At 36.7% G+C, this 20,576-nt stretch carries 16 protein-coding genes and 2 pseudogenes; 15 read left to right on the top strand and 3 right to left on the bottom strand.

The features are described from left to right. Positions 1-70 precede the first annotated feature (70 nt). Both GXW81_RS00720 and GXW81_RS00715 read left to right on the top strand, forming a co-directional pair. Positions 71-700, top strand: a complete 630-nt coding sequence (locus GXW81_RS00720; RefSeq protein WP_161530775.1) for a hypothetical protein — start codon at positions 71-73, stop codon at positions 698-700. Next, complete coding sequence (locus GXW81_RS00715) at positions 697-1,548, top strand: nucleotidyl transferase AbiEii/AbiGii toxin family protein (protein ID WP_161530774.1); 852 nt, start codon at positions 697-699, stop codon at positions 1,546-1,548. Before GXW81_RS00720 ends, GXW81_RS00715 begins: the two co-directional genes overlap by 4 nt. Before the next feature lie 188 nt (positions 1,549-1,736). On the opposite strand, the gene GXW81_RS00710 is transcribed toward GXW81_RS00715, so the two are convergent. Beyond that, positions 1,737-2,315, bottom strand: a complete 579-nt coding sequence (locus GXW81_RS00710) for a pyruvate decarboxylase (RefSeq protein WP_153926652.1) — start codon at positions 2,313-2,315, stop codon at positions 1,737-1,739. A 133-nt stretch (positions 2,316-2,448) separates the two neighbouring features. After that, complete coding sequence (locus tag GXW81_RS00705; RefSeq protein WP_161530773.1) at positions 2,449-3,951, bottom strand: APC family permease; 1,503 nt, start codon at positions 3,949-3,951, stop codon at positions 2,449-2,451. A gap of 199 nt (positions 3,952-4,150) precedes the next feature. Here GXW81_RS00705 and pnuC point away from each other — a divergent pair, with 199 nt between their 5' ends. The 12 genes and pseudogenes from pnuC to GXW81_RS00645 all read left to right on the top strand — a co-directional run bounded on the left by pnuC (position 4,151) and on the right by GXW81_RS00645 (position 18,999). Beyond that, positions 4,151-4,819, top strand: a complete 669-nt coding sequence (pnuC, locus tag GXW81_RS00700) for a nicotinamide riboside transporter PnuC (protein WP_064970286.1) — start codon at positions 4,151-4,153, stop codon at positions 4,817-4,819. A 3-nt stretch (positions 4,820-4,822) separates the two neighbouring features. Continuing rightward, positions 4,823-5,060 (top strand): annotated as a pseudogene (locus tag GXW81_RS00695) (hypothetical protein). 98 nt (positions 5,061-5,158) lie between these two features. Next, on the top strand, positions 5,159-8,329 hold the full coding sequence (locus GXW81_RS00690) for a SusC/RagA family TonB-linked outer membrane protein (RefSeq protein ID WP_064970285.1): 3,171 nt from the start codon (positions 5,159-5,161) through the stop codon (positions 8,327-8,329). A gap of 11 nt (positions 8,330-8,340) precedes the next feature. Then, positions 8,341-9,813 (top strand): RagB/SusD family nutrient uptake outer membrane protein, encoded by a 1,473-nt coding sequence (locus GXW81_RS00685; RefSeq protein WP_013447181.1) that lies wholly within the window; start codon positions 8,341-8,343, stop codon positions 9,811-9,813. Positions 9,814-9,821: 8 nt separating this feature from the next. Then, entirely contained in the window at positions 9,822-10,730 is a 909-nt protein-coding gene (locus GXW81_RS00680) for a putative zinc-binding metallopeptidase (RefSeq protein WP_013447182.1), read from the top strand. Between the two features lie 6 nt (positions 10,731-10,736). Continuing rightward, positions 10,737-11,648 (top strand): DUF4302 domain-containing protein, encoded by a 912-nt coding sequence (locus tag GXW81_RS00675; protein ID WP_013447183.1) that lies wholly within the window; start codon positions 10,737-10,739, stop codon positions 11,646-11,648. Between the two features lie 14 nt (positions 11,649-11,662). Further along, a complete protein-coding gene (locus GXW81_RS00670) occupies positions 11,663-12,271 on the top strand; it encodes a hypothetical protein (RefSeq protein ID WP_038693365.1) in 609 nt (202 codons plus the stop codon). Positions 12,272-12,288: 17 nt separating this feature from the next. Then, positions 12,289-13,470: a DUF4856 domain-containing protein gene (locus GXW81_RS00665; protein WP_065189184.1), complete on the top strand. Its 1,182-nt coding sequence runs from the start codon at positions 12,289-12,291 to the stop codon at positions 13,468-13,470. 36 nt (positions 13,471-13,506) lie between these two features. Beyond that, a complete protein-coding gene (locus GXW81_RS00660; protein WP_154212676.1) occupies positions 13,507-14,268 on the top strand; it encodes a T9SS type A sorting domain-containing protein in 762 nt (253 codons plus the stop codon). 10 nt (positions 14,269-14,278) lie between these two features. Continuing rightward, the gene (locus GXW81_RS00655; protein ID WP_004918574.1) at positions 14,279-15,442 is read left to right on the top strand and encodes an imelysin family protein; all 1,164 of its coding nucleotides are present in this window, start codon (positions 14,279-14,281) and stop codon (positions 15,440-15,442) included. After that, positions 15,432-16,805, top strand: coding sequence for an HTTM domain-containing protein (locus GXW81_RS00650; protein WP_004918572.1), 1,374 nt, complete (start codon positions 15,432-15,434; stop codon positions 16,803-16,805). Before GXW81_RS00655 ends, GXW81_RS00650 begins: the two co-directional genes overlap by 11 nt. Next, positions 16,738-18,999, top strand: a complete 2,262-nt coding sequence (locus GXW81_RS00645) for a TonB-dependent receptor domain-containing protein (protein WP_185093986.1) — start codon at positions 16,738-16,740, stop codon at positions 18,997-18,999. The genes GXW81_RS00650 and GXW81_RS00645 overlap by 68 nt, the downstream gene beginning before the upstream one ends. A gap of 101 nt (positions 19,000-19,100) precedes the next feature. Here the strand turns inward: GXW81_RS00645 and GXW81_RS00640 are convergent, their stop codons facing one another. Continuing rightward, positions 19,101-20,219 carry a leucine-rich repeat domain-containing protein gene (locus GXW81_RS00640; protein WP_004918568.1) on the bottom strand — a complete coding sequence of 373 codons (1,119 nt, stop codon included), beginning with the start codon at positions 20,217-20,219 and terminating at the stop codon, positions 19,101-19,103. A gap of 259 nt (positions 20,220-20,478) precedes the next feature. On the opposite strand from GXW81_RS00640, the pseudogene GXW81_RS00635 reads away from it, so the two are divergent. Beyond that, a pseudogene (locus GXW81_RS00635) lies at positions 20,479-20,576 on the top strand (IS982 family transposase); the annotation flags it as partial.

Genomic DNA, 20,576 nt, shown 5'->3' with positions numbered 1-20,576 from the left:
TTTTTTGATAAAATTTACATAGATAATCGGAAAATTTCCGATTATCTATTTTATTTATTACATTTGTAATGTGAAAGTAGAAGAATCCATACAAAAATTTATTGCCCAACCGCTTACACATCAGCTATTAGTCAGTATTTTGAAAGATTACAAAAGACCAAATGACAAAATTAATGAGTTGGTAAAAAGTGGTCAGTTAATACATCTTAAAAAAGGATTGTATGTTTGGAATTCGCCAAATCTCCCCGAATTATTCAGTATTGCCAATGTTATTTATGCACCAAGCTATGTTTCGTTAGAATCAGCGTTATCATTTAGAGGGTTCATTCCCGAAAGAGTTTTTTCAGTAGTTTCAATAAATTTTAAAAGTTCTAAAATTTTTGATAATCAATTGGGTAGATTTGAATATAAAAAAATTCCAGTAGTCTATTATCCTTTAGGAATCAAGAGAGAAAAATTAAGAAAAAACCAATTCGCACTCATAGCAACGGCAGAAAAAGCTTTAATGGATAAAGTGGTTACAACCTCGGGCATTCTTTTAAGAAGTGTTGAATCTGCCAAAGTATTTATGACTGAAAATTTAAGAATTGACGAAGAACAACTTAAACTTTTAGATACAGAATTGATGAAAAATTGGGCAGATGTTGCTCCCAAAAAAGCATCAATCAAAAACTTAATAAAAGCCATTGAAACATTATGATAAAAGATTGGATTGAAAATTATCAGCCTAAAACAGCAGAAGATTACAAACAAGCCTTGCGGGAAATTATGCAACAGTTGGCTTTGGCAGGATTGTCGAGAGGTGGATTTTTCTCCAAAAGTGCTTTTTATGGTGGAACAGCTTTGAGGATTTTTTATGGACTCAATCGTTTTTCCGAAGATTTGGATTTTTCTTTACTTCAAGAAGATGGAGATTTTAATTTAGATGATTATTTGAAAGCTATTGAAGAAGAATTTCTCGCTCAAGGAATGCAAGTAAGCGTAAAAACAAAAAAGAAATCCAAAAAATCGGATATAGAATCGGCATTTTTGAAATCTGAAACAATTTGGAGTGAATTGATTTTAGATACAGCAATTCCTCAATTGGGTTTGCGGCAAAATGTGGGAATCAAAATTAAGATTGAAATTGATACAAAACCGCCTCTTGGCTTTGAAACCGAAGAAAAACTTTTGCTTCAGCCGTATTCATTTTATGTGAAAGTCTTCAAAATAGAAGATTTGTTTGCTGGTAAAATGCACGCTTTACTTTTCAGAAAATGGGGTCACAATGTGAAAGGCAGAGATTGGTACGATATGGAATGGTACATCCGAAAGGGCGTTCAATTGAATTTGGAGCATTTTAAAATAAGAGCCATTGATAGTGGCGATTGGGGAAAAGACACGATGATGGAGCAAGAATTTAGGAATTTACTCCATCATCGTATAGAAACCGTTAATTTTGAAATAGCAAAAAATGATGTCAGCAGATTTATTCCAAATACCAAAGTTTTAGATATTTGGTCGAAGGATTATTTTAAAGATTTGTCAATGCTTTTGAAAGTGAAGTGATTGATTTTATTTGAAAAAAGTTATTATTCCGTACCATATTTGTGCCATAAATATATAAAACATTGATTTTCATTAATGGTTATTTTTGAAGAAGTAAAATAATAGTTGAGTATACATTCAACAAAAGAAAAGGGAACTCGTTTAGAGTTCCCTTTTTACTGTATAAATAATTAGGAGCGTAATTCTTTTTATAATTTTTCTTCGGAATTTAGCTTGTGGCGTCTGATTTCTTTATTCATCTTTTTTAACATACCTATAGTCCCTATTTTTACGGAGTTTTCAGCATTTCCTAGTAATCTAGCATTTCCTTTATAGGTGTCATAAGAAGTTTCAATGATGAAATTTCCTTCTGCGTCATAAAGTTTAGCACTTACAAGCACTTGGTTAGAAAAAACATAGCGTCCGAAACCTACTTTAAAATACTTTACTTTTGGGATTAAAGCCACCTCAGCATTATTATTAAGACAGATTTCTTTGATATACTCAGTATCGATATTATCGTAAGACATGGCACAATCTACTCTTACAATTTTACCACTGTTTTTGTCTTTTAAAAAATCGCTTGCGGCACTATAGAATGCATGATAGGTGGGAGCATATATTTCAGGGATTTCAGGCACTACTAGTGGATTAAAATAAACCACCTTTTTTACTTTTTTTATTTTGATATTCTTATTCAGGTAGCCAAGGCTATCTCCCCAAGCTGCACACCCAACAGTACAAATAAAAAAACTAGATATACCTATTAAAATTAGTACCTTTTTCATATATATATTATGCTACAAATATACTCTTTTAAAGCTCATTGGTGCAATACCTTAAGTAAGATTTATATCTACCTATACAATCATAAAAAAAAGAGCCTTTGTTTAAAGACTCTTTTTTTATTGAAATTGAATTTTATTCGTATTCATCGTAACCACCGTTATTCAGTACAGAGTTGCGTCTTCCGTAGAGAAAGTAAACCAAAATACCAAATATTAACCAACCTATAGCCATATAGATAGCGGAGGTTTCTAAATTCCAAATGAGATAAATATTGGTTAAAATCCCTAGGCTTGCTATCACAGGAAGCATAGGTGTTTTAAAATCTCTTTTAAGTTCGGGTTTTTTAACTCTCAATAACCAAACAGCAAAACAAACCATTGCAAAAGCGAAAAGTGTCCCAAAACTACACATGTGTACTAAAGTGCTAATTGGCGTAGAAGCAGCTACTGTCGCTACAATAGCACCTACTAGCAGAGTGTTTTTATAAGGTGTTTTTCTTACAGGGTGAATATCTTTAAACATTTTTGGAAGCAATCCATCTTTTGCCATGCCTAAGAAAATTCTAGACTGACCAAGCATCATTACTAATAAAACAGAAATAAGACCTACTGTTGCAGCTACCGTGATGAGAATAACAGCCCAACTCATTCCTGTCGCTTTTTCAAAAGCGATTGCAACAGGAGCGGTAAGTGCATCAGGTACAGAACCAAAGTCTTTATAGTTCATCATTCCCGTAAGGACTAACGACATTAGTATGTAAAGTGCTGTACACACCAAAAGAGAGGTGATGATAGCAAAAGGAATATCTTTTTTAGGGTTTTTAGCTTCCGCTGCTTGGGTAGAAACAGCATCAAATCCAATATAAGCAAAAAATACGGCAGAAGCTCCTGCTATAATGCCTGAAATACCATAGGCTTTACCGAGGTGTCCATCGGCTTGTTTAATCAGTGTTTCTTCAGGAATAAAAGGTGTAAGGTTATCCATATTGATGTACAATGCCCCAACAATGATAATGAAAACCACTACTGAAGTTTTTAGTAACACAATCATATTATTAGCTCCAGCAGCTTCTTTAGTCCCTCTTACTAGAATAGCAGTTACTAATAGCACGATAAGAAACGCAGGGAGGTTAAAAGCAAAAGATGGTTCGGCTAGACCGTGGTTAATTGCATATTGTTTGGCACTAGCAAAATCGTTAGTGAGATAGTAAGGGATTTCTATGCCTATTATTTTTAATAATTTATTAAAATAGCCAGACCAAGACACAGCTACTGTCATAGAGCCCATAGCGTATTCTAGTACAAGTCCCCAACCAATAAGCCATGCGAAAATTTCACCAATAGTACCGTAAGCATAGGCATAAGCAGAGCCTTCCACAGGAAGCAATGAAGCAAATTCGGCATAGCACAAAGCTGCAAAAATACACGCTATCCCAGCGATCACAAATGAAAGTGCTAGGGCAGGACCAGCGTGATAGTACGCTCCCGTACCTGTAAGTACAAAAATACCACCACCTATAATGGCTCCCACTCCAATAGCGGTAAGACTCCATTTTCCAAGAACTCGTTTGAGTTCACTTTTTTTCATATCAGCTTCGTAAGCACCAATGGGTTTTTTCCTCCAAATATTAGACATAGTTTATTGGGTTAAATTTTATTAAACATTGCGAATATAAAACAAATTAGCTTAAGTAACTTATCTTTATAATAAAAATAATGAATGATAGGTGTGTTTTAGTTGATTTTACTTTTAAGTAATTGATATTTTTTCAATCTGTTTTTTGATGATTTTTAAATGACCATAAGGCTCAATATTTTGTACTATATTTGGGGCTATGAATTTTGAGGAGCTTTTTTTGAAACCTTACGAAACCTATGCCGCTTACCAAATTATTTTGGAAATGGTAGCTAGTACTTTTGGATTGCTGAGTGTTTATTTTTCTATGAAGAAAAACATTTGGGTATATCCTACGGGTATCGTAAGTACCATTATCTATGTATATCTCTTGTTCAAATTTGGGCTTTTAGGAGATATGATGATTAATTTCTACTATACTGTTATGAGTATTTATGGTTGGATATTGTGGTCTCAGAATTCGGTGGATAATGTTTATATTCAAGCGACTAGGGCTACGGCAAAAGATTGGTTAATATCGGTGGGGCTATTTGTATTGAGTGTGGTTTTGGTAGGGATTATCTACTATTTTAAACCTTATATCGACCAAAATTTTTCTATGGAAGGTGTTGAATTGGGTTGGTATCATCTAGACTGGATGAACTATACCGATATTGTAACAACGGCTATATTTTTAGTAGGTATGTGGCTGATGGCGAAAAGGAAAGTTGAGAACTGGCTGTTTTGGATTTTGGGAGACCTTATTAGTGTGCCTATGTATCTCTATAAAGGTTTAGGGATAACTTCAGTACAGTATTTTATATTTACCATATTGGCAATTATAGGGTATATAAAATGGAAAAAAAATATTTCAGTTGAAAATGCATAATTTATGAAAATAGTACATATAAAAGCGAATGATTTTTTTTGAATTACTAAAGTTAAAAGATGTTTCTATGTGGGATATTTTTGCCCAAATGATAGATGGTGAAGAAAAACAACTTCAGTTTATGGATAATAACAATGAAGTTTTGTTTTCTTATAATCTACCCACCACAACGGAACAACTACAGGAAGATAAAGCTATTTTCTCTAAACAATATGCCAAAAAATTGATGCAAAACAATTGAAGTTAATTTATTTTTATTCTAAATAAACTGATATTTATCATATATTTTTATTTGGACTTATTCTAATTAAGTTTTATCTTTGTCAAAAAAGATAAGACTTGAAAACGAAAAATTATTTTTGCAGGACGGCTTTACCTTTGTCAGTAGTGTTCTTTTTGGGGCAGAGTGTTTATGCTCAAAAGGATACTCTAAAAAATAAAGACATTGATGAAGTCGTGCTTACCGGATACACTAAGGTAAAGAATAGAGTGTTTACAGGGTCTGCCATTCAGGTAAAAATGAAAGATATACAACTGGATGGGATACCTGATGTTTCCAGAATGTTAGAAGGTCGTGTCGCAGGGCTGAATATTCAGAATGTAACGGGAACTTTTGGAGCGGCTCCAAGGATTAACATTCGTGGAGGAGCGTCTATCACGGGTAATGTACAACCGCTTTGGGTGGTAGATGGTGCTGTTTACGAGGATATTGTGAGTCTTACTTTAGACCAATTAGTTTCTGGAGATGCAGTTACTTTAGTAAGCTCTGCCATTGCGGGGATAAATCCTTCGGATATACAAGATATTCAGGTGCTTAAAGATGCTTCTGCAACCTCTATGTATGGTGCAAGAGCCCTTAATGGAGTTATTGTAATTAGTACAAAATCAGGGAGAAGAAATACACCAAACAAAATTTCTTACAATTACGAGCAAACTTATAGAAGCATTCCGTCTTATGCAGACTATGACTTGCTTAACTCACAAGAGACGATGTCTATCTATCGGGAAATGGAGAAAAAAGGGTATTTCTCTATGGCAAATGCTTATTATGGAAGAAGGGGAGGCGTTTATTATAGAATGTATGATGCCATCAATACCTTTAATCCTAATACCAGTACTTTTTTATTGCAAAACACCGAAGAAGCTCGTTTAGCTTTTCTTAGAACTCACGAATATGCCAATACCGATTGGTTTAAACAATTATTCAATATTACGCCAACCCAAAATCATACTATTAGTTTTTCTGGAGGTGGTAAAAATACAGCCAATTATGCTTCGTTAGGATTTTTCAATGATGCGGGTTGGTCTGTTACGGATAGGGTCAGTCGTCTTACGGCCAATTTGAGAAATACTTTTTACCTTAATGATAACCTCAAGTTGGATATTGTAACGCAAGGAAATATAAGGGAACAGAAAGCGCCAGGCACTTTTTCTCAAAGAAGAAATACCGTCATTGGTTCTTTTGAGAGAGATTTTGATATCAATCCTTTTTCTTATGCCCTTAATACTAGCCGTACATTGCGTGCCAAAGACCAGTATGGAAATTTAGAGTATTATCGGAATAACTGGGCACCATTCAATATTCTTAACGAATATCAAAATAACTATATGGATATTAAAGTTTTGGATTTGAAGGTGCAGACGGAACTTGAATATAAACTCAATAAAAAATTAACAGGGAATTTATTAGCGGTGGCTCGCCGTGCACAGACGGAGAACAAGCATTATGTTAAAGAAAATTCTAATACCATTTTGGCATTTAGAGCCAATGATAATGCGGCTGTGGGAGCAGAGAATGTATATTTATTTAAAGATGCAGACCATCCTTTGGCTCAACCGCAATTAGTATTGCCACACGGAGGAATATTCAATCAAACCACCAATACTTTAGAAAGTTACTTGGTGAGAACATCGTTAGATTATAACAATAAATGGAACGAACACGATTTAAAACTATTTGGATTTGGAGAAATTAGATATGCTGACCGAACAGTAACGCCTTTTCAAGGTTATGGAATACAGTATGATAGAGGAAATCAGGTGCGTACTTCTCCATTGGTATTTCAAAAATTAATTGCAGATAATTTAGATTATTTCGGATTGATGACAAGGCAGGATCGAGGGGTTACTTTTTCGGCTAATGCCACTTATGCCTATAAGAATAGATATGTTTTTAATGCGGTGGGTAACTATGAAGGTTCCAATATTGCAGGAAAAGGGGCAAAGACTCGTTGGTTGCCTACTTGGAATGTGGGGGCGAAATGGAATGTGGATAAGGAGCATTTTCTTGAAGATGTGGCTTGGCTTAGCACACTGGCGATTCGTTCCAGTTATGGTCTAACGGCTAAAATGAACGAAAACGCCATCAATTCTTTGGCGGTGTTCAGAAGTGGTGTTACCAATCGTTACCAAATTACCGATAGGGAAAATATACTTAATGTTTTGCATTTGGAAAACAGGGATTTAACTTGGGAAAAAATGTACGAACTCAATTTGGGGTTGGATTTGGGGCTATTCAGAAATCGCATCAATGCCACTGTAGATGTTTATTCCAGAAAATCTTTTGATTTGATTGATTTGGTGAGAACTTCGGGGATTGGCGGACAATATTACAAATATGCCAACTTCGGAGATATGGAAACCAAAGGGATAGAACTCACGCTTAATACCACCAATATTAAAACTGAGGCATTCCAATGGAAAACCAATTTGAGTTTGAGTTATTTTAAACAGAAAATCACGAGGTTGCTTAATAATCCTAATACTTTTGATTTGGTTTCTGGTACAGGGCGAGGTAATGTGGTAGGCTATGCCAGAGGGTCTATTTTCTCGTTTCAGTTTCAAGGGTTAGATGGGCAAGGTTTACCTACTTTTGATTTTGGGAATTATCCGTTTCAAGGGGGCGATTCATACGCTCACATTTCGGGAGCCGATTTTGCTGATACCAATTATTCTTTGTCTTATTTAAAGCATAACGGTGCGGTGGAGCCTAACTTTACGGGTGGTTTTTCTAACTCTTTTGAATACAAAAATTTTGATATTTCGTTTTTCATCACTTTTCAGGCGGGAAACAAAATAAGACTTCAGCCGACTTACGACCCTGCTTATGGCGACCTTAATGTATTTTCAAAATATTATTATGACCGTTGGCTCAATCCAGGGGACGAATACAAAACCAATGTACCTGTAATTCCGTCTCAAGATTTAATAACCCTTATGGGGAAAGAAAATATCGAAAGAGCTTATAATACTTATAATTATTCACAGTTGAGAATTGCGGACGGAAGTTTTATAAGAATGAAAAATATTTCCGTAGGATACAAAATTCCGCAGGAATATATCCAAAAGTGGGGAATGACTTCATTGGCGTTTAGGTTTCAAGTTACCAATCCGTTTTTAATTTATTACGATAAAAATCTAAGAGGGCAAGACCCTGAATTTTATCGTGCGGGAGGGGTAGCTACTCCGATTGCAAAACAGTATTCGGTAAGTCTCAATTTAGGATTTTAAAATCAATAGAAATGAAAAAAATAATATACTTTTTACTGGGAACGGCAATGCTTTCTTGTAACCGTTATTTAGATGAAATGCCAGATTCCCAGTTGGATATAGAAATAGATTCGGAACAAAAAGTAGAAGAGCTACTTACAGCGGCTTATCCCAGAGCCAGTTATTTCCCGTTTTTAGAACCAATGACGGATAATGTAGATGTGGTAGAAAAGGGAGTACATACAAGGCTAAACGAGGCTTCTTTTTATTGGAGAGATTTTGAGCAGGAAGATTTGGATACTCCATTGAATTATTGGAACGATTGCTACCGAGGCATTGCCCAAGCCAACCACGCATTGGAATATTTGAAACAGTTTCCCGATAAAACGGACAGAATTAAAGCCCTTTACGGAGAAGCGCTGTTGGTGAGAGCGTATCTGCACTTTATGCTCGTTAATATTTGGGCAGAGGCTTACAGTCCTAACTCTACGGCTTTGGGTATTCCTTATGTAACGCAACCTGAAAAAAAGGCATTACCAGAATATAAGAGGTTAACAGTGGCCCAAGTCTATGACAAGATAGAAGAAGATTTGCTATTGGGTTTGGCGGCAGTTGATGACCGCTACTATAAACTACCGAAGTATCATTTCAATAAAAAAGCGGGTTACGCTTTTGCTTCCAGATTTTACCTTTACAAAGGGGAATGGGATAAAGTCATTGCTTACGCTAATTATGTTTTGGAAGATAATCCATTGGCTAAAATAAGAGATTGGGCGGGCAAATATCAAACTTTTTTATCCACGCCAGAACTTATTCCTCAAGTTTACTCTTCGGCAGATGAAGAGTGTAATTTGCTGATTACCTCAACGGAATCTCGTTGGAAAAGAGAGGTATCCAAACTAAAATATGCCGTTAGCGAGAATAAAAGAAAAGAACTTTTCTCTAATTATGCTCCCAAATACTCGGCTTCGTTTTGGTACTTAACGAGAGGGAGTAATATGGGAAACCGATATGTGAATAAATTCAGAGAATTACAAAAATTCCAAGATGTAAGTGCCAATCCAAGAGAGCTTTATGTAGATAATGTTTTATTCACGACCGATGAGGTGCTCCTAAACCGTGCAGAAGCTTATACGATGAAGCAAATGTACGATTTTGCGACCAACGACATCATTATCTTTATGAAAGCCAAGTCGCAAAAAACATTCATCAAAGACGAGCTGATGGTGGCGTTTCAGTCAGGGCAAGAAAATTATACCCCATTTTATCATCTTACCTTCTATCAGGGAGCGTTGGTAAATGCTATTGCGGAGCTAAGAAGACGAGAGTTTGTGCACGAAGGGTTGAGATGGTTTGATATTAAACGCTTTTACCTTTCTGTGAATAGAAATACAGCGGGCGAAACTTATAGCCTTGATAAGATTTTAAGAAAAGAAGATTTAAGAAAACAGATTCAAATTCCGCTTCAAGCTCAAAAATTAGGCTTGGAGGCTAACCTTAGATAAATTAAAAGATGAAAAATATATTTTGGATATTGGCAATTATGACAGGTTTGGCATCTTGTAATGATAGAGATACCTTAAACTCGGAATCGGTGCTTGTGCCAGAAATCAAAAATACAGATGAATTAGATGGGTGGCTTTACCAAACTTATACTCAACCGTATAATATAGAGGTGAAATACCGTTGGGACGCCAATGTATCGGGGCTTAATAATGCGGCTACACCTCCGAGCAGAGCACAAGTGAAACCTGTGATGGAGGCGATGCATTCTCTGTGGTTACAAGCCTATGAGAATATTGCTGGAACTCAATTTGTAAAACAGTACGCCCCGAAGGAAATTTATGTTTACGGAGATAAAAACTTAGATTCGGAAGGTTACGAGCAAATTAGGAGCAATCACGCTCACGGGCAGATGCCATTATACCGAGTGAATGAGTTTTCTAAGTCCGATTCGGCAAGTGTGGTAAAGGTAATGCGTATGGCTCACCATCAGTTTGTGAAGGCTTTAATACAATCTAAACCTTTCGATAAAGAAGCGTTTTCCAAACTCAATTTCAATGCTTATAGCGAAACTTGGGGACAAACAAGTCCCAACAATCTTTACGACCTTACAAGCAGGGCTTCGGACTTCGGTTATTATAGCCTATTAGCGGCGAGAGGAGGAGTAGAGGAGGATTTTGCGGAAACGGTGAGTGCTTTACTTTGCAATACCAGACAGGAGGTCGATTATATGATATACAGCTATGCGGGGTACGAAGACCCTTATGATGCTGCTGATAGGGAGCGCGCTAAAAAAGCCGTAAAAACCCTCACAGAAAAAAGAGCTTTTGTGATTAAATATTTCAATGAAAATTTTGGAATTAACTTCAATAGGTTGCAGTTTGAAACCAATGTGAAATTAAAAACTTATTTAAAATAAAAATTTATGAAAAACACGATAATCGTCTTTGTAAGTTTGTTTCTATTAGTGGGAGCTTGTAGGGATAAAGATGAAACTATTTTCAGCGAAACACCTTCTCAAAGAACTCAAGAGCATATCGCTGCATTGAGAAATGAGTTGGTTTCAGCCGAAGAAGGGTGGTGGTTTACCTATTTTCCAGACGTAGATTCTTTGCGTTTTTCAGACCCGAATAAAAATATTAAAACGAGTGATAACGCCATTGTCTTTTTAGAAAGACAATTCGGGCAAGGAGGCTATACATTCTATATGAAATTTAATGAAAAAGGAACGGTAGAAATGCTAAGCGATACCGATTATAACGCTGCAAATAACCTCAAAATGAGTGATTTTGAAGTGAAACAAAGCTCCTACACTCAACTTAGTTTTACCACTTATAATTACATACACCAACTGAATAAAAGTGATTTTCTATTTTGGAAAAAAGATAGTGAGGGCAACTTAATATTCCGTACCAACCGTTATTTGGATACCAACAGAGAATATTTGGTAATGAAAAAAGCCATACTTAACGGAAAACAAGCATCGGATAGAATGAATTTGATGTATCAAAACAAAATAAATTACGAGAGACTCTACAATCCTATTTTAACGATAAAAGATTCGGAGGGCGGTGTTTTGTTTCAAAGCAATTTACCTTATAAAAAGCAAGATGTAAAGAATAGATACCAAGCCTTTGTTAAGAACTGGCAACCTAATCTTTACAATAGTTCTTATTATTCTGGGGTGGCTTCTGGTTATGTGGCTACGCAAGAGGGGTTGTTTTTCTATCCAGGAATACAGCTTACAGACCAAACGAAATTTAGGGTTTTTACTAAAGAAGGTGAGGCTTACAAATCGGTGGTAAACGGTTACGAAGCCTTAATTACGATAAAATAAAAAATACTAATCTTATGAAAAAAATAACTTATTTGTGGAGTTTGCTTGTTGTTATTTTATTTTCGTGTAACGAAAGAGTTGCCGATTTGCCAGAAGAAGACTATCACGCTTTATTTCCAAACAAAGGTAAAATTGATAAACCCAATATAGATTATACCAATATGACTCCTACGGTCTGTGAGCCTACGGAAACCGAACTTAATTTTGTTTATCCAGGGGTCGATATAGACCAAGACCTTAGAGATTATACTGTAACACTAAAGTTTAAATACACAGAGCAGCAGACCTTTCCTTTAGGACAGAAAATGTCCCAATTTGATTTGAAGTATGTGGGAGCGGATAAAAAATTGGTGGTTTTACGAAGCTACAAAGATAATAGAGGAACACCTCCAACCATAGAAGAAGGCAAGGAATACGAAATTAAATTTAAAGTCAAATCAGGGTATCCGCTTTATCTTTCCGTCCACGGGGGTGGGTATGATTTATTCTCCCTCAATGCGAGTATTCAAGCCAAATCGGACGATGGGATAGTGGTTTCTCCCGTTATTAAATACGAAACATCGGTTTATTCGGACGGTTTTACAGAGCTTACACCTTACTGCGAAAAAATCATTTTACCGTAGTAAAAATAACTTGATAAATGATAAAAAGTTTAATTATGAAAAATAAAATTATTTTAGCTTTAATGCTTTCTGCATTGTGTTTTACCTCTTGTTCAAGAGAAACTTCTGGAGTGGAAACGCCTTCGGTTCTTCCGCCCGTTACTAAAGAGTCTTACGAGTACAAATTTTCAAGAAACGGTCTCTCCACAGTAGATTTGGAAACAGGAAAAGAAATGATAGACTTGTTTTATTTGTTGGATAACGGAATGAAAATCGCCAGTTCTCAATCCAGAAATTATTACGAAAGGAAGGGAAGTGTTTACGCTTTGAGTATGAAAGATATTACGGCAGCTTCCAGTTATTATGCCTCCAAAACAGCTTTACAAACGGCAGTTCGCAACGAAATAGAGGTAATGTTTGGTGAGTTGAAAGCCATATCAGATAATAGCGGATTGGAAGCTAAAAAAGGTCAAGCAGGGTTCATTGGGTACGAAGAAGAACGAAGATATGTAGATGCTTACGGTATAGAAACGGGGCAAGTATTGCAAAAAGCACTTATGGGAGTGGCTTTGTTAGACCAAGTACTCAATCAGCATTTAGGGGAAGAAGTCCTTGGCGATGCCCAATTACAAAAAGATAACAGCAACTTAGTGATGGTTACTGGGAAGAGATACACGGCTTTAGAGCATCATTGGGATAGGGCTTATGCGTATATGGGAAGAGAAAACTCTAAGTTTACGCCGTTGTTTATTGCCAATTATTTGGAGAAAGAAACTAAAGATATGCCGTTTCTGGCGGGGATAGACGAAAGAGTTTACACAGCGTTCTATAAAGGAAGAAAAGCGGTAGTGGATAAAGACTATACCGAAATGAAAAAACAAGCAGCCATTATAAGAAGCGAATTAAACAAACTCTTTGCGGCCAGAGCTATTTATTATCTTAAGAAAGGTATTCCAGATTTAAGAGAAGATGTTCGAAATGCATTTCACGGTTTGTCGGAGGCTTATGGCTTCATCTACGCCCTTAATGTTGCAAGAAAAGAAGACGGTTCGTCTTATTTATCACCAGCGGAAATCAATCGGATTTTAGCCGAATTTAGGGGAGAACACGGCTTTTGGGACGTGGACCGCTTAGCGGCAGATGAAAGTACTAAAGGTTCACTACTTAATTTGTCCAAACAGATAGCAGATAAATTCGGATTTAAAGTCAATGAAATTTAAAAATAAACACTAATCAACCTAAAAACTATTAAAAAAATGAAAAAGTTTTTACTAACCATAGGGGTACTAAGCTCCTCATTATTATTTTCTCAAAACCTGATAACCAACTCAAGTCTGGAGCAATGGAGTAGCAGTTGCTACTTAGGGAATTGCAGATATTATCCTAAAGATTGGAAAGGTAATGCTATACAGTCTTCCAATACTCCAAAAGAAGGTACTTACAGTGCAGAGTTAGGTTATGGTAAGAATATAGAATTTGAATTGAAGCAAGGGATTGAAGCGGGTCAGAAGTATATTCTGAGCTATTATGTGTACTCCGTGGGGGCAGGCAGACAGGCGATTCATCGTTTTAGATGGAGAGATGCGGATAGAGCAACTTTAATAGCAAACGGAGATGATTATACGCATTCTACCACTAATTTCGGACAATGGGAAAAGGTAGAAAAAGAATTTGTTGCCCCAGAGGGTGCAGCAGGATTTTACATTAACCTCAATACTTCGGGGAGTGGCTCGGAAGTAATCCGATTAGACGATTTCAAATTTTATAAGCAGGGAAGTTTGGGAACCCAAGAGTGGTCTTCGCAAAAAGAAGTACAGCTCCATACCCAAGGAAAGGAACTCCAAGTTTTTACAACCAAACCCGTAACTATTAAAATATATGGCGTTGGAGGACAATTATATGTTACAAAAACGGTGAGCTCCAATGATAGGATAACTTTGTCGGCTTTACCTCACGGTATTTATTTGGTGTTGGTAGAAACAGATAAAGGGGCATTCAGTAAAAAAATAAGATTATAAAACAGTCGTAATGAATTATTTTAAACTATTTTTTTCAGCACTCTTTTGTTTGGTATTGTTTTCTTGTGGCGGTAACGATTCCCCTACGGAAAACGCAAAGGTGGACGATGGATTTGACCGAAAAGAAATGCTCAGGCATTGGGCAGATAACTTTATCATTCCCTATACGGAAAAGTTTAAAGATGAGGCGACCAATTTGGATACAAAGATTAAAGCGTTTGCGCAAGAGCCCAATCAAACTCATCTAACTGAGGTGAGAGAAGCACTTAATAAGACTTACGAAGCCTACCAGTATATTGGTTTTTATCGTTTGGGTAAGGCGGAAGAAGTTTCTATGAATTTTCTGTATAGGGTGAATACCTACCCTACCAATACGGAACGGATAAAACAAAATGCGAAAGACCACAACTATAATTTCCGTCAACTTTCGGAAATTCAGGGGGGTAAAATAGCCCAAGGGCTTCCTGCGATAGATTATTTGGTGAATGGCTTGGAGTCCGAAGATAACGCTATTTTAATGGAATACACTTCGGGGCAAGAGGCAGCGGCTTATAAGGCTTATTTATCGGCGTTGTCTGCGGAAATTTTAAAATCGGCTACCGAAGTTTTAGCAGATTGGAAGGGCGGTTACCGAAACAAATTTGTAGAAAATACGGATAGCAACGCTTCAGGAAGCATCAGTCTAATGGTAAATGCTTATGTGCAGTATTATGAGAAAAATCTTCGTGCAGCTAAGATAGGTTATCCATCAGGTGTTTTAACGCCGATGTTTCTGGCACAAAGCGAAGCTCCTAAACCTCATTTGATAGAAAGCCAGTTTGCTCCCCAGTACAGTAGAGCGTACGCCCTCTTGGGAACGAAAGCAATGCTGGAATTTTTTCAAGGCAAAGGGATTAACGGTAAAAGTGGCAAGTCGCTACAACATTATATAGACTATATGGCGACCAAAAATGCTCATCACAAGACTTTATCACAAGACATTGTCCGTCAGTTTGAGGAAGCCATAAAAAATATAGAAGCTCTTAATCCTAACCTTAAAATCCAAATAACCCAAGATTTGGCTCAAATGAAAAATGCCTATTTCAGTCTTCAGCAGAATGTTTCTAAACTGAAAGTGGATATGGCACAATCGCTCAATATCACCATTTCTTATATGGATACCGATGGAGATTAAAGACTGGAAATATCAGTATTTTAAAAAGCCTGTAAGTTCTGCCATTTTGGGGACTTATAGGCTGTTTTTTGGATTGCTAATGCTGGTAAGCATCGCTCGTTTTTTTCTGTACGGTTGGATAGAGCGTCTGTATATAGAACCTCGTTTTTTCTTTAGTTATTACGGTTTTCAGTGGGTAAAACCTCTGGGGAATTATACCTACGCTTTATTTTTGTTTGCGGGGCTAATGGCTTTTTTAGTAATGGTGGGGCGGTATTACCGAATGGCAATCGTTGGTTTTTTCCTTTCGTTTACTTACATCGAACTTATGGATAAGACCAATTATCTTAACCATTATTACTTTATCAGTATTTTGAGCTTTTTGTTGATATTTTTACCGATGAACGTGGCTTTCTCTGCCGATGCGGAAGCCAATCCCAAAAAGAAAAGAGAGTTTGTTCCAGTATGGACGATTAACGCCATTAAGTTTCTGGTAGGCTTGGTTTATTTCTATGCGGGAGTGTGTAAGCTCAATTCTGATTGGCTATTGGAAGCAATGCCGCTCAAGTTATGGTTGGCTTCAAAGTTTCATCTTCCGCTGATAGGTGGTTTCATGGATAAAACTATAACCGCCTATTTGTTCAGTTGGGCAGGAGCATTGTATGATTTGAGTATTCCTTTTTTACTATTATCTCGTAAAACCAGAGGCTGGGCATTTGGGAGTGTGGTAGTCTTTCATACGCTCACTTGGTGGTTGTTTCCTATTGGTATTTTTCCTTTTGTGATGATGTTTGGAGCTACGATTTACTTTTCTTCCGAATGGCATCAGAAGTTTTGGTACAGGCTGTACTCTTGTTTCAAATGGGATTTTAAAGCTTACTTTAATGGCAAGGTTTACCAATATGCGCCGTATTTCAAGAAACCTATCTGTGGGATTTTGGTTTTATTTTTTACCGTTCAAGTGTTACTGCCTTGGCGGTATTTGCTTTATCCGGGGGAATTGTTCTGGACGGAGGAGGGCTTTAGATTTTCTTGGCGAGTGATGCTGATGGAAAAGGGCGGTTATGCAGAGTTTAAAGTCTATAATCCTAAAACTAAGGAATATTACCGAGTGGAAAATTCGGATTTTCTCACCCCTACACAAGAAAAGCAGATGGCTTTTCAACCTGATTTTATTTTAGAATACGCCCACTTTTTAAAGGATTATTTTGAAAGGGAAAAAGGTGTAAAAAACGCCAAGGTCTATGCCGAGGTGTATGTGGCTCTCAATGGTAGGAGAAGCCAGTTGTATATTAACCCTAATGTAGATTTAACTAATGAAGAAGAATCATTTTTACCAAAGAAATGGCTATTGCCTTTCAACGACGTTATTAAAGGCTTGTAACATCGCATTGCTTACCGCACCATTATTTTTGAATGCTCAACACAAAGAAAGAATCAAGGATATACAGGAGGTAGAACTGGTTAAAAGAAAGCTGGAAGCCTTTGAATCCAGAAAATTGAGGGAAGTGGAAGGCACAAGCATCTTTGCCGCCAAAAAAACGGAAGTAGTGCTAATGGATTTAAAGTTGGCTAATAAAGCCCTTAATAATCCCAGACAGGTCTTTTCCCAAGTATCGGGCGTTAATGTTTTTGATAGTAACGACGGGGGGCTTCAGCTCAACATAGGAGGGAGAGGGCTTAATCCTAACCGTTCTGCTAACTTTAACACCAGACAGAATGGGTACGATATTAGTGCCGATGTATTAGGTTATCCAGAGAGTTATTATACACCGCCTGCAGAGGCATTGGAGGAGATTCAGGTGGTGAGAGGAGCGGCTTCGTTGCAATACGGGACACAGTTCGGAGGGTTGCTTAATTTTAAACTAAAAACGCCAACTAAAACACAACCGTTGGAGCTTATCAGCAGGAATACTTATGCAAGTTTTAATACTTATACGAGTTTCAATGCTTTGAGCGGAACGGTGGGCAAGTGGTCTTATTATACCTTTTTTAATTATAAGCAAGGGGACGGATTTCAAGAAAATTCGGAATATAATGCCAGAAACTTTTATGTTCATTTAAACTATGAGATAACGCCTCAAACAAGTATCAGTACGGAGTTTACCCGTTTTAATTATTTGGCACATCAACCTGGGGGGCTTACCGATTTTCAGTTCTACCAAAATCCTTATCAAAGCAACCGAGCAAGAAATTGGTTTAAAGTGGACTGGAACCTTTGGAATGTGTCATTAAAGCATCAGTTTACCCCTCGGGCCAAATTAAGTTTAAGTGGGTTTGGCTTGGGAGCGTCCCGTTATTCTTTAGGGTATCGTCCGTCCAGAGTTGCAGATGTGGATTATGAAGGGGCTACACGGGATTTGATTACAGGAGATTTTAAGAATTGGGGAGTAGAAGCAAGGTTCCTGCAACAATATGGGAATAAAAACCATACTTTTTTGGTAGGAGGTAAATATTATAAAGCTCAAAACTCGGGGAAGCAAGGACCGGGAAGTGCTTTTTCTGGGGCAGATTTTAACTTTGACCAGACTAATAAAAACTATTTCTTTCAGTCGGATTATAGCTATCCTAACCGAAATATAGCGGTGTTTTCAGAGAATATATTTAAGTTGGGAGCTTCTTGGTCGGTAGTTCCTGGTGTGCGTTGGGAGTTTATAGATACTGGTGCAGATGGGGCGTACCAAAGGGTGATAGAAGATAATGCAGGAAATGTAATCTATAACAAACGCTTTGAAGAACAAGAGAAACGCCAAAGGAATTTCGCACTATTTGGGTTGGGTGTTTCTTATAAGCCTACCAAAGCGTTTGAATTTTACACTAACTTGTCCCAAAATTACCGCTCTGTAACCTTTAGTGATATTAGAGTAGAAAATAATTCCCAAGTGATAGACCCCAACATTAAGGACGAAACAGGCTATACGGGAGATTTGGGGATAAGAGGGAATTGGAAAAATACACTGTCTTACGACATCAATATGTTTGGATTGTGGTATAATAACAGAATAGATAATGTTTTTAGAAAAAGGGAAGGCTTGTTCTCCGATGTAGCAAAGGTACGAACTAATGTAGGAGCGGCATTTATTGCGGGGTTAGAATCGTTGGTAGACGTAAATATCAACCAACTTCTTTTAGGGAATTTGCAACATTGGAAATGGAATTTGTTTTTTAATACAGCACTCACGCATTCTCAATATGTAAAGTCTGAGATACCTGGGATTAAGGGCAACCGTGTGGAATATGTACCCAAAGTCAATTTAAAATCGGGGCTTAACTTTGGGTACCGTAACTTTTTGGGAAGCCTTTTGTTTACCTATATGTCGGAGCAATTTACCACGGCAACTAATGAACCTACGGATAAAACAGATCATCTGTGGGGGATACGAGGGAGCATACCGGCTTATAAGCTATTAGATGCCTCTTTTTCGTACTGCATCACGCCTAATCTCCGATTGGAAACAGGTGTGAATAATGTACTGAATGAAGTCTATTTTACCCGAAGAGCCACAGGGTATCCAGGGCCAGGGATTATTCCTTCCGCTCCTCGCCAATATTATTTCACTTTGGAAATGAAGCTGTAGGCGGTTGGAGATAGGTTGGTTTTATGGAAAATAATATTTTAATGAAAAAGCCGCTGTAACAAATGTTACAACGGCTTTTTCGATATTCTATTTTTAGTAGTTTATTGTTTTATGATTTTTTTGGTTATCATCTTTCCGTCCACTTTTATTGATAGGAGGTAAACTCCTTTTTTTAGGTGATTTAAGTCAATAGTTTTGCCGTGGGTATTGGATAAAATAAGCGTTCCGGAAGCGTCGTAAAGGTTTATTTCGGAAACTGTTTTCTTGGAAGTAATGTATAGAATATCTTTTACAGGGTTAGGATAAAGCGTTACATCATCGCTTGAAGAAGATAAGTTGGAGGTGGACATAGTACCGCAATCTGTATTATAGGTTACACCACTATCTTGTTGCCACGTAGAACTTACTTTTTCGCCTTCGGTAATTTTTACACAAGTTAAGTTAGGGTTATTGGTAATATCTAATCCCGAAAAATTAGCATAACTTCCGAATGCAATGTTTAGACTATTGAGGTTATTGCTTGCCAGAGATAAATTGACCAAATCTGGATTTTTACTGGCGTCTAAAGTTTCTATTTTATTATTGCTTAAATCTACACTTACAAGTTTGGGGTTCTTATCAATGCTGATATTGGTAAGGCTGTTCCCGTAGCAAGATAGGCTGGTAAGTTTTGTATTGTTATCTATGTTTAGCGAAGTTAGTTGGTTGTTATAGCCATCTAAGGTAATAAGTTCTGGGTTTTTGCTTAGGTCTATATTACTGATTTGGTTGTCGCCAAAATTTAAAATCTTTAGCTTTGTGTTTTGGCTTACGTCTAAGGAAGTTAGATTGTTATAGTAGCTGTTTAAATCCTCCAATTCTGTATTTTGACTAATATTTATGGAAGAAATATTAGACCCTTCTAAGTAAACTCTCTTTAGAGCTTTGTTTCCACTGAAGTCTATTTCTGTAAGGCTCCCTGTATTGTAGTATAATTGTATTTCTTCCACATTTTTGAAGGCTTCTAATCCCGTAAGATTGTTGATTTTTTTATCTGATAAATCCAATCTATCAGTTAGGGCTTCTGCCTCTGTTACGCTAATTTCCCCATCGCCATTTGTGTCAATTTTGGGGTAATGCTTAATGAGAGCTTGCTTGAATTCCGAATCAGGAATGTTCACATTTTGAGATAGAACTACCATATGCGATAGTACTAATCCACTAAGTAATAATTTTTTCATGTTTGCTTATTTAGATTTTGTAAAAATAAAAATAACGATAAAGAAAATCCAAATTAAATACCTACGAAAGGATATATTATGATAAATATCAGTTTTAATAAGTTCAGTAGTTTGATTGTGAATGATAGATATTATGAAGAATTCTAACGCATATAAGTTTTTTCTATATAAAACCCGTTGTGCATTATGAAATGAAAAAAACAAGAGTTGTTTATTAGACTGAAAATCAGTATATTGTTTTTGCTATAAAACGATATAAATGAACAACATAGAGCAAATATATGAAAGAATTTTGGAAGTTTTAGGACTTTTTTCAGAAAATCAACTGATTAGTTATCAGAGAAGAACACCTAAAAT

Source organism: Riemerella anatipestifer (assembly GCF_009932355.1).
GTDB classification, from domain to species: Bacteria; Bacteroidota; Bacteroidia; order Flavobacteriales; family Weeksellaceae; genus Riemerella; species Riemerella anatipestifer_E.
Note: the sequence above shows the minus strand (reverse complement) of the source record. Positions and strands in the feature narration are given on the sequence as shown.

What these genes read in the sequence shown, in the direction of transcription:
- GXW81_RS00715 (WP_161530774.1), top strand. Translation starts at nt 697, where the DNA reads ATGATAAAAGATTGGATTGAAAATTATCAGCCTAAAACAGCAGAAGAT.
- GXW81_RS00710 (WP_153926652.1), bottom strand. Translation starts at nt 2,315, where the DNA reads ATGAAAAAGGTACTAATTTTAATAGGTATATCTAGTTTTTTTATTTGT.
- GXW81_RS00705 (WP_161530773.1), bottom strand. Translation starts at nt 3,951, where the DNA reads ATGTCTAATATTTGGAGGAAAAAACCCATTGGTGCTTACGAAGCTGAT.
- pnuC (WP_064970286.1), top strand. Translation starts at nt 4,151, where the DNA reads ATGAATTTTGAGGAGCTTTTTTTGAAACCTTACGAAACCTATGCCGCT.
- GXW81_RS00685 (WP_013447181.1), top strand. Translation starts at nt 8,341, where the DNA reads ATGAAAAAAATAATATACTTTTTACTGGGAACGGCAATGCTTTCTTGT.
- GXW81_RS00680 (WP_013447182.1), top strand. Translation starts at nt 9,822, where the DNA reads ATGAAAAATATATTTTGGATATTGGCAATTATGACAGGTTTGGCATCT.
- GXW81_RS00675 (WP_013447183.1), top strand. Translation starts at nt 10,737, where the DNA reads ATGAAAAACACGATAATCGTCTTTGTAAGTTTGTTTCTATTAGTGGGA.
- GXW81_RS00670 (WP_038693365.1), top strand. Translation starts at nt 11,663, where the DNA reads ATGAAAAAAATAACTTATTTGTGGAGTTTGCTTGTTGTTATTTTATTT.
- GXW81_RS00665 (WP_065189184.1), top strand. Translation starts at nt 12,289, where the DNA reads ATGATAAAAAGTTTAATTATGAAAAATAAAATTATTTTAGCTTTAATG.
- GXW81_RS00660 (WP_154212676.1), top strand. Translation starts at nt 13,507, where the DNA reads ATGAAAAAGTTTTTACTAACCATAGGGGTACTAAGCTCCTCATTATTA.
- GXW81_RS00655 (WP_004918574.1), top strand. Translation starts at nt 14,279, where the DNA reads ATGAATTATTTTAAACTATTTTTTTCAGCACTCTTTTGTTTGGTATTG.
- GXW81_RS00650 (WP_004918572.1), top strand. Translation starts at nt 15,432, where the DNA reads ATGGAGATTAAAGACTGGAAATATCAGTATTTTAAAAAGCCTGTAAGT.
- GXW81_RS00645 (WP_185093986.1), top strand. Translation starts at nt 16,738, where the DNA reads ATGAAGAAGAATCATTTTTACCAAAGAAATGGCTATTGCCTTTCAACG.
- GXW81_RS00640 (WP_004918568.1), bottom strand. Translation starts at nt 20,219, where the DNA reads ATGAAAAAATTATTACTTAGTGGATTAGTACTATCGCATATGGTAGTT.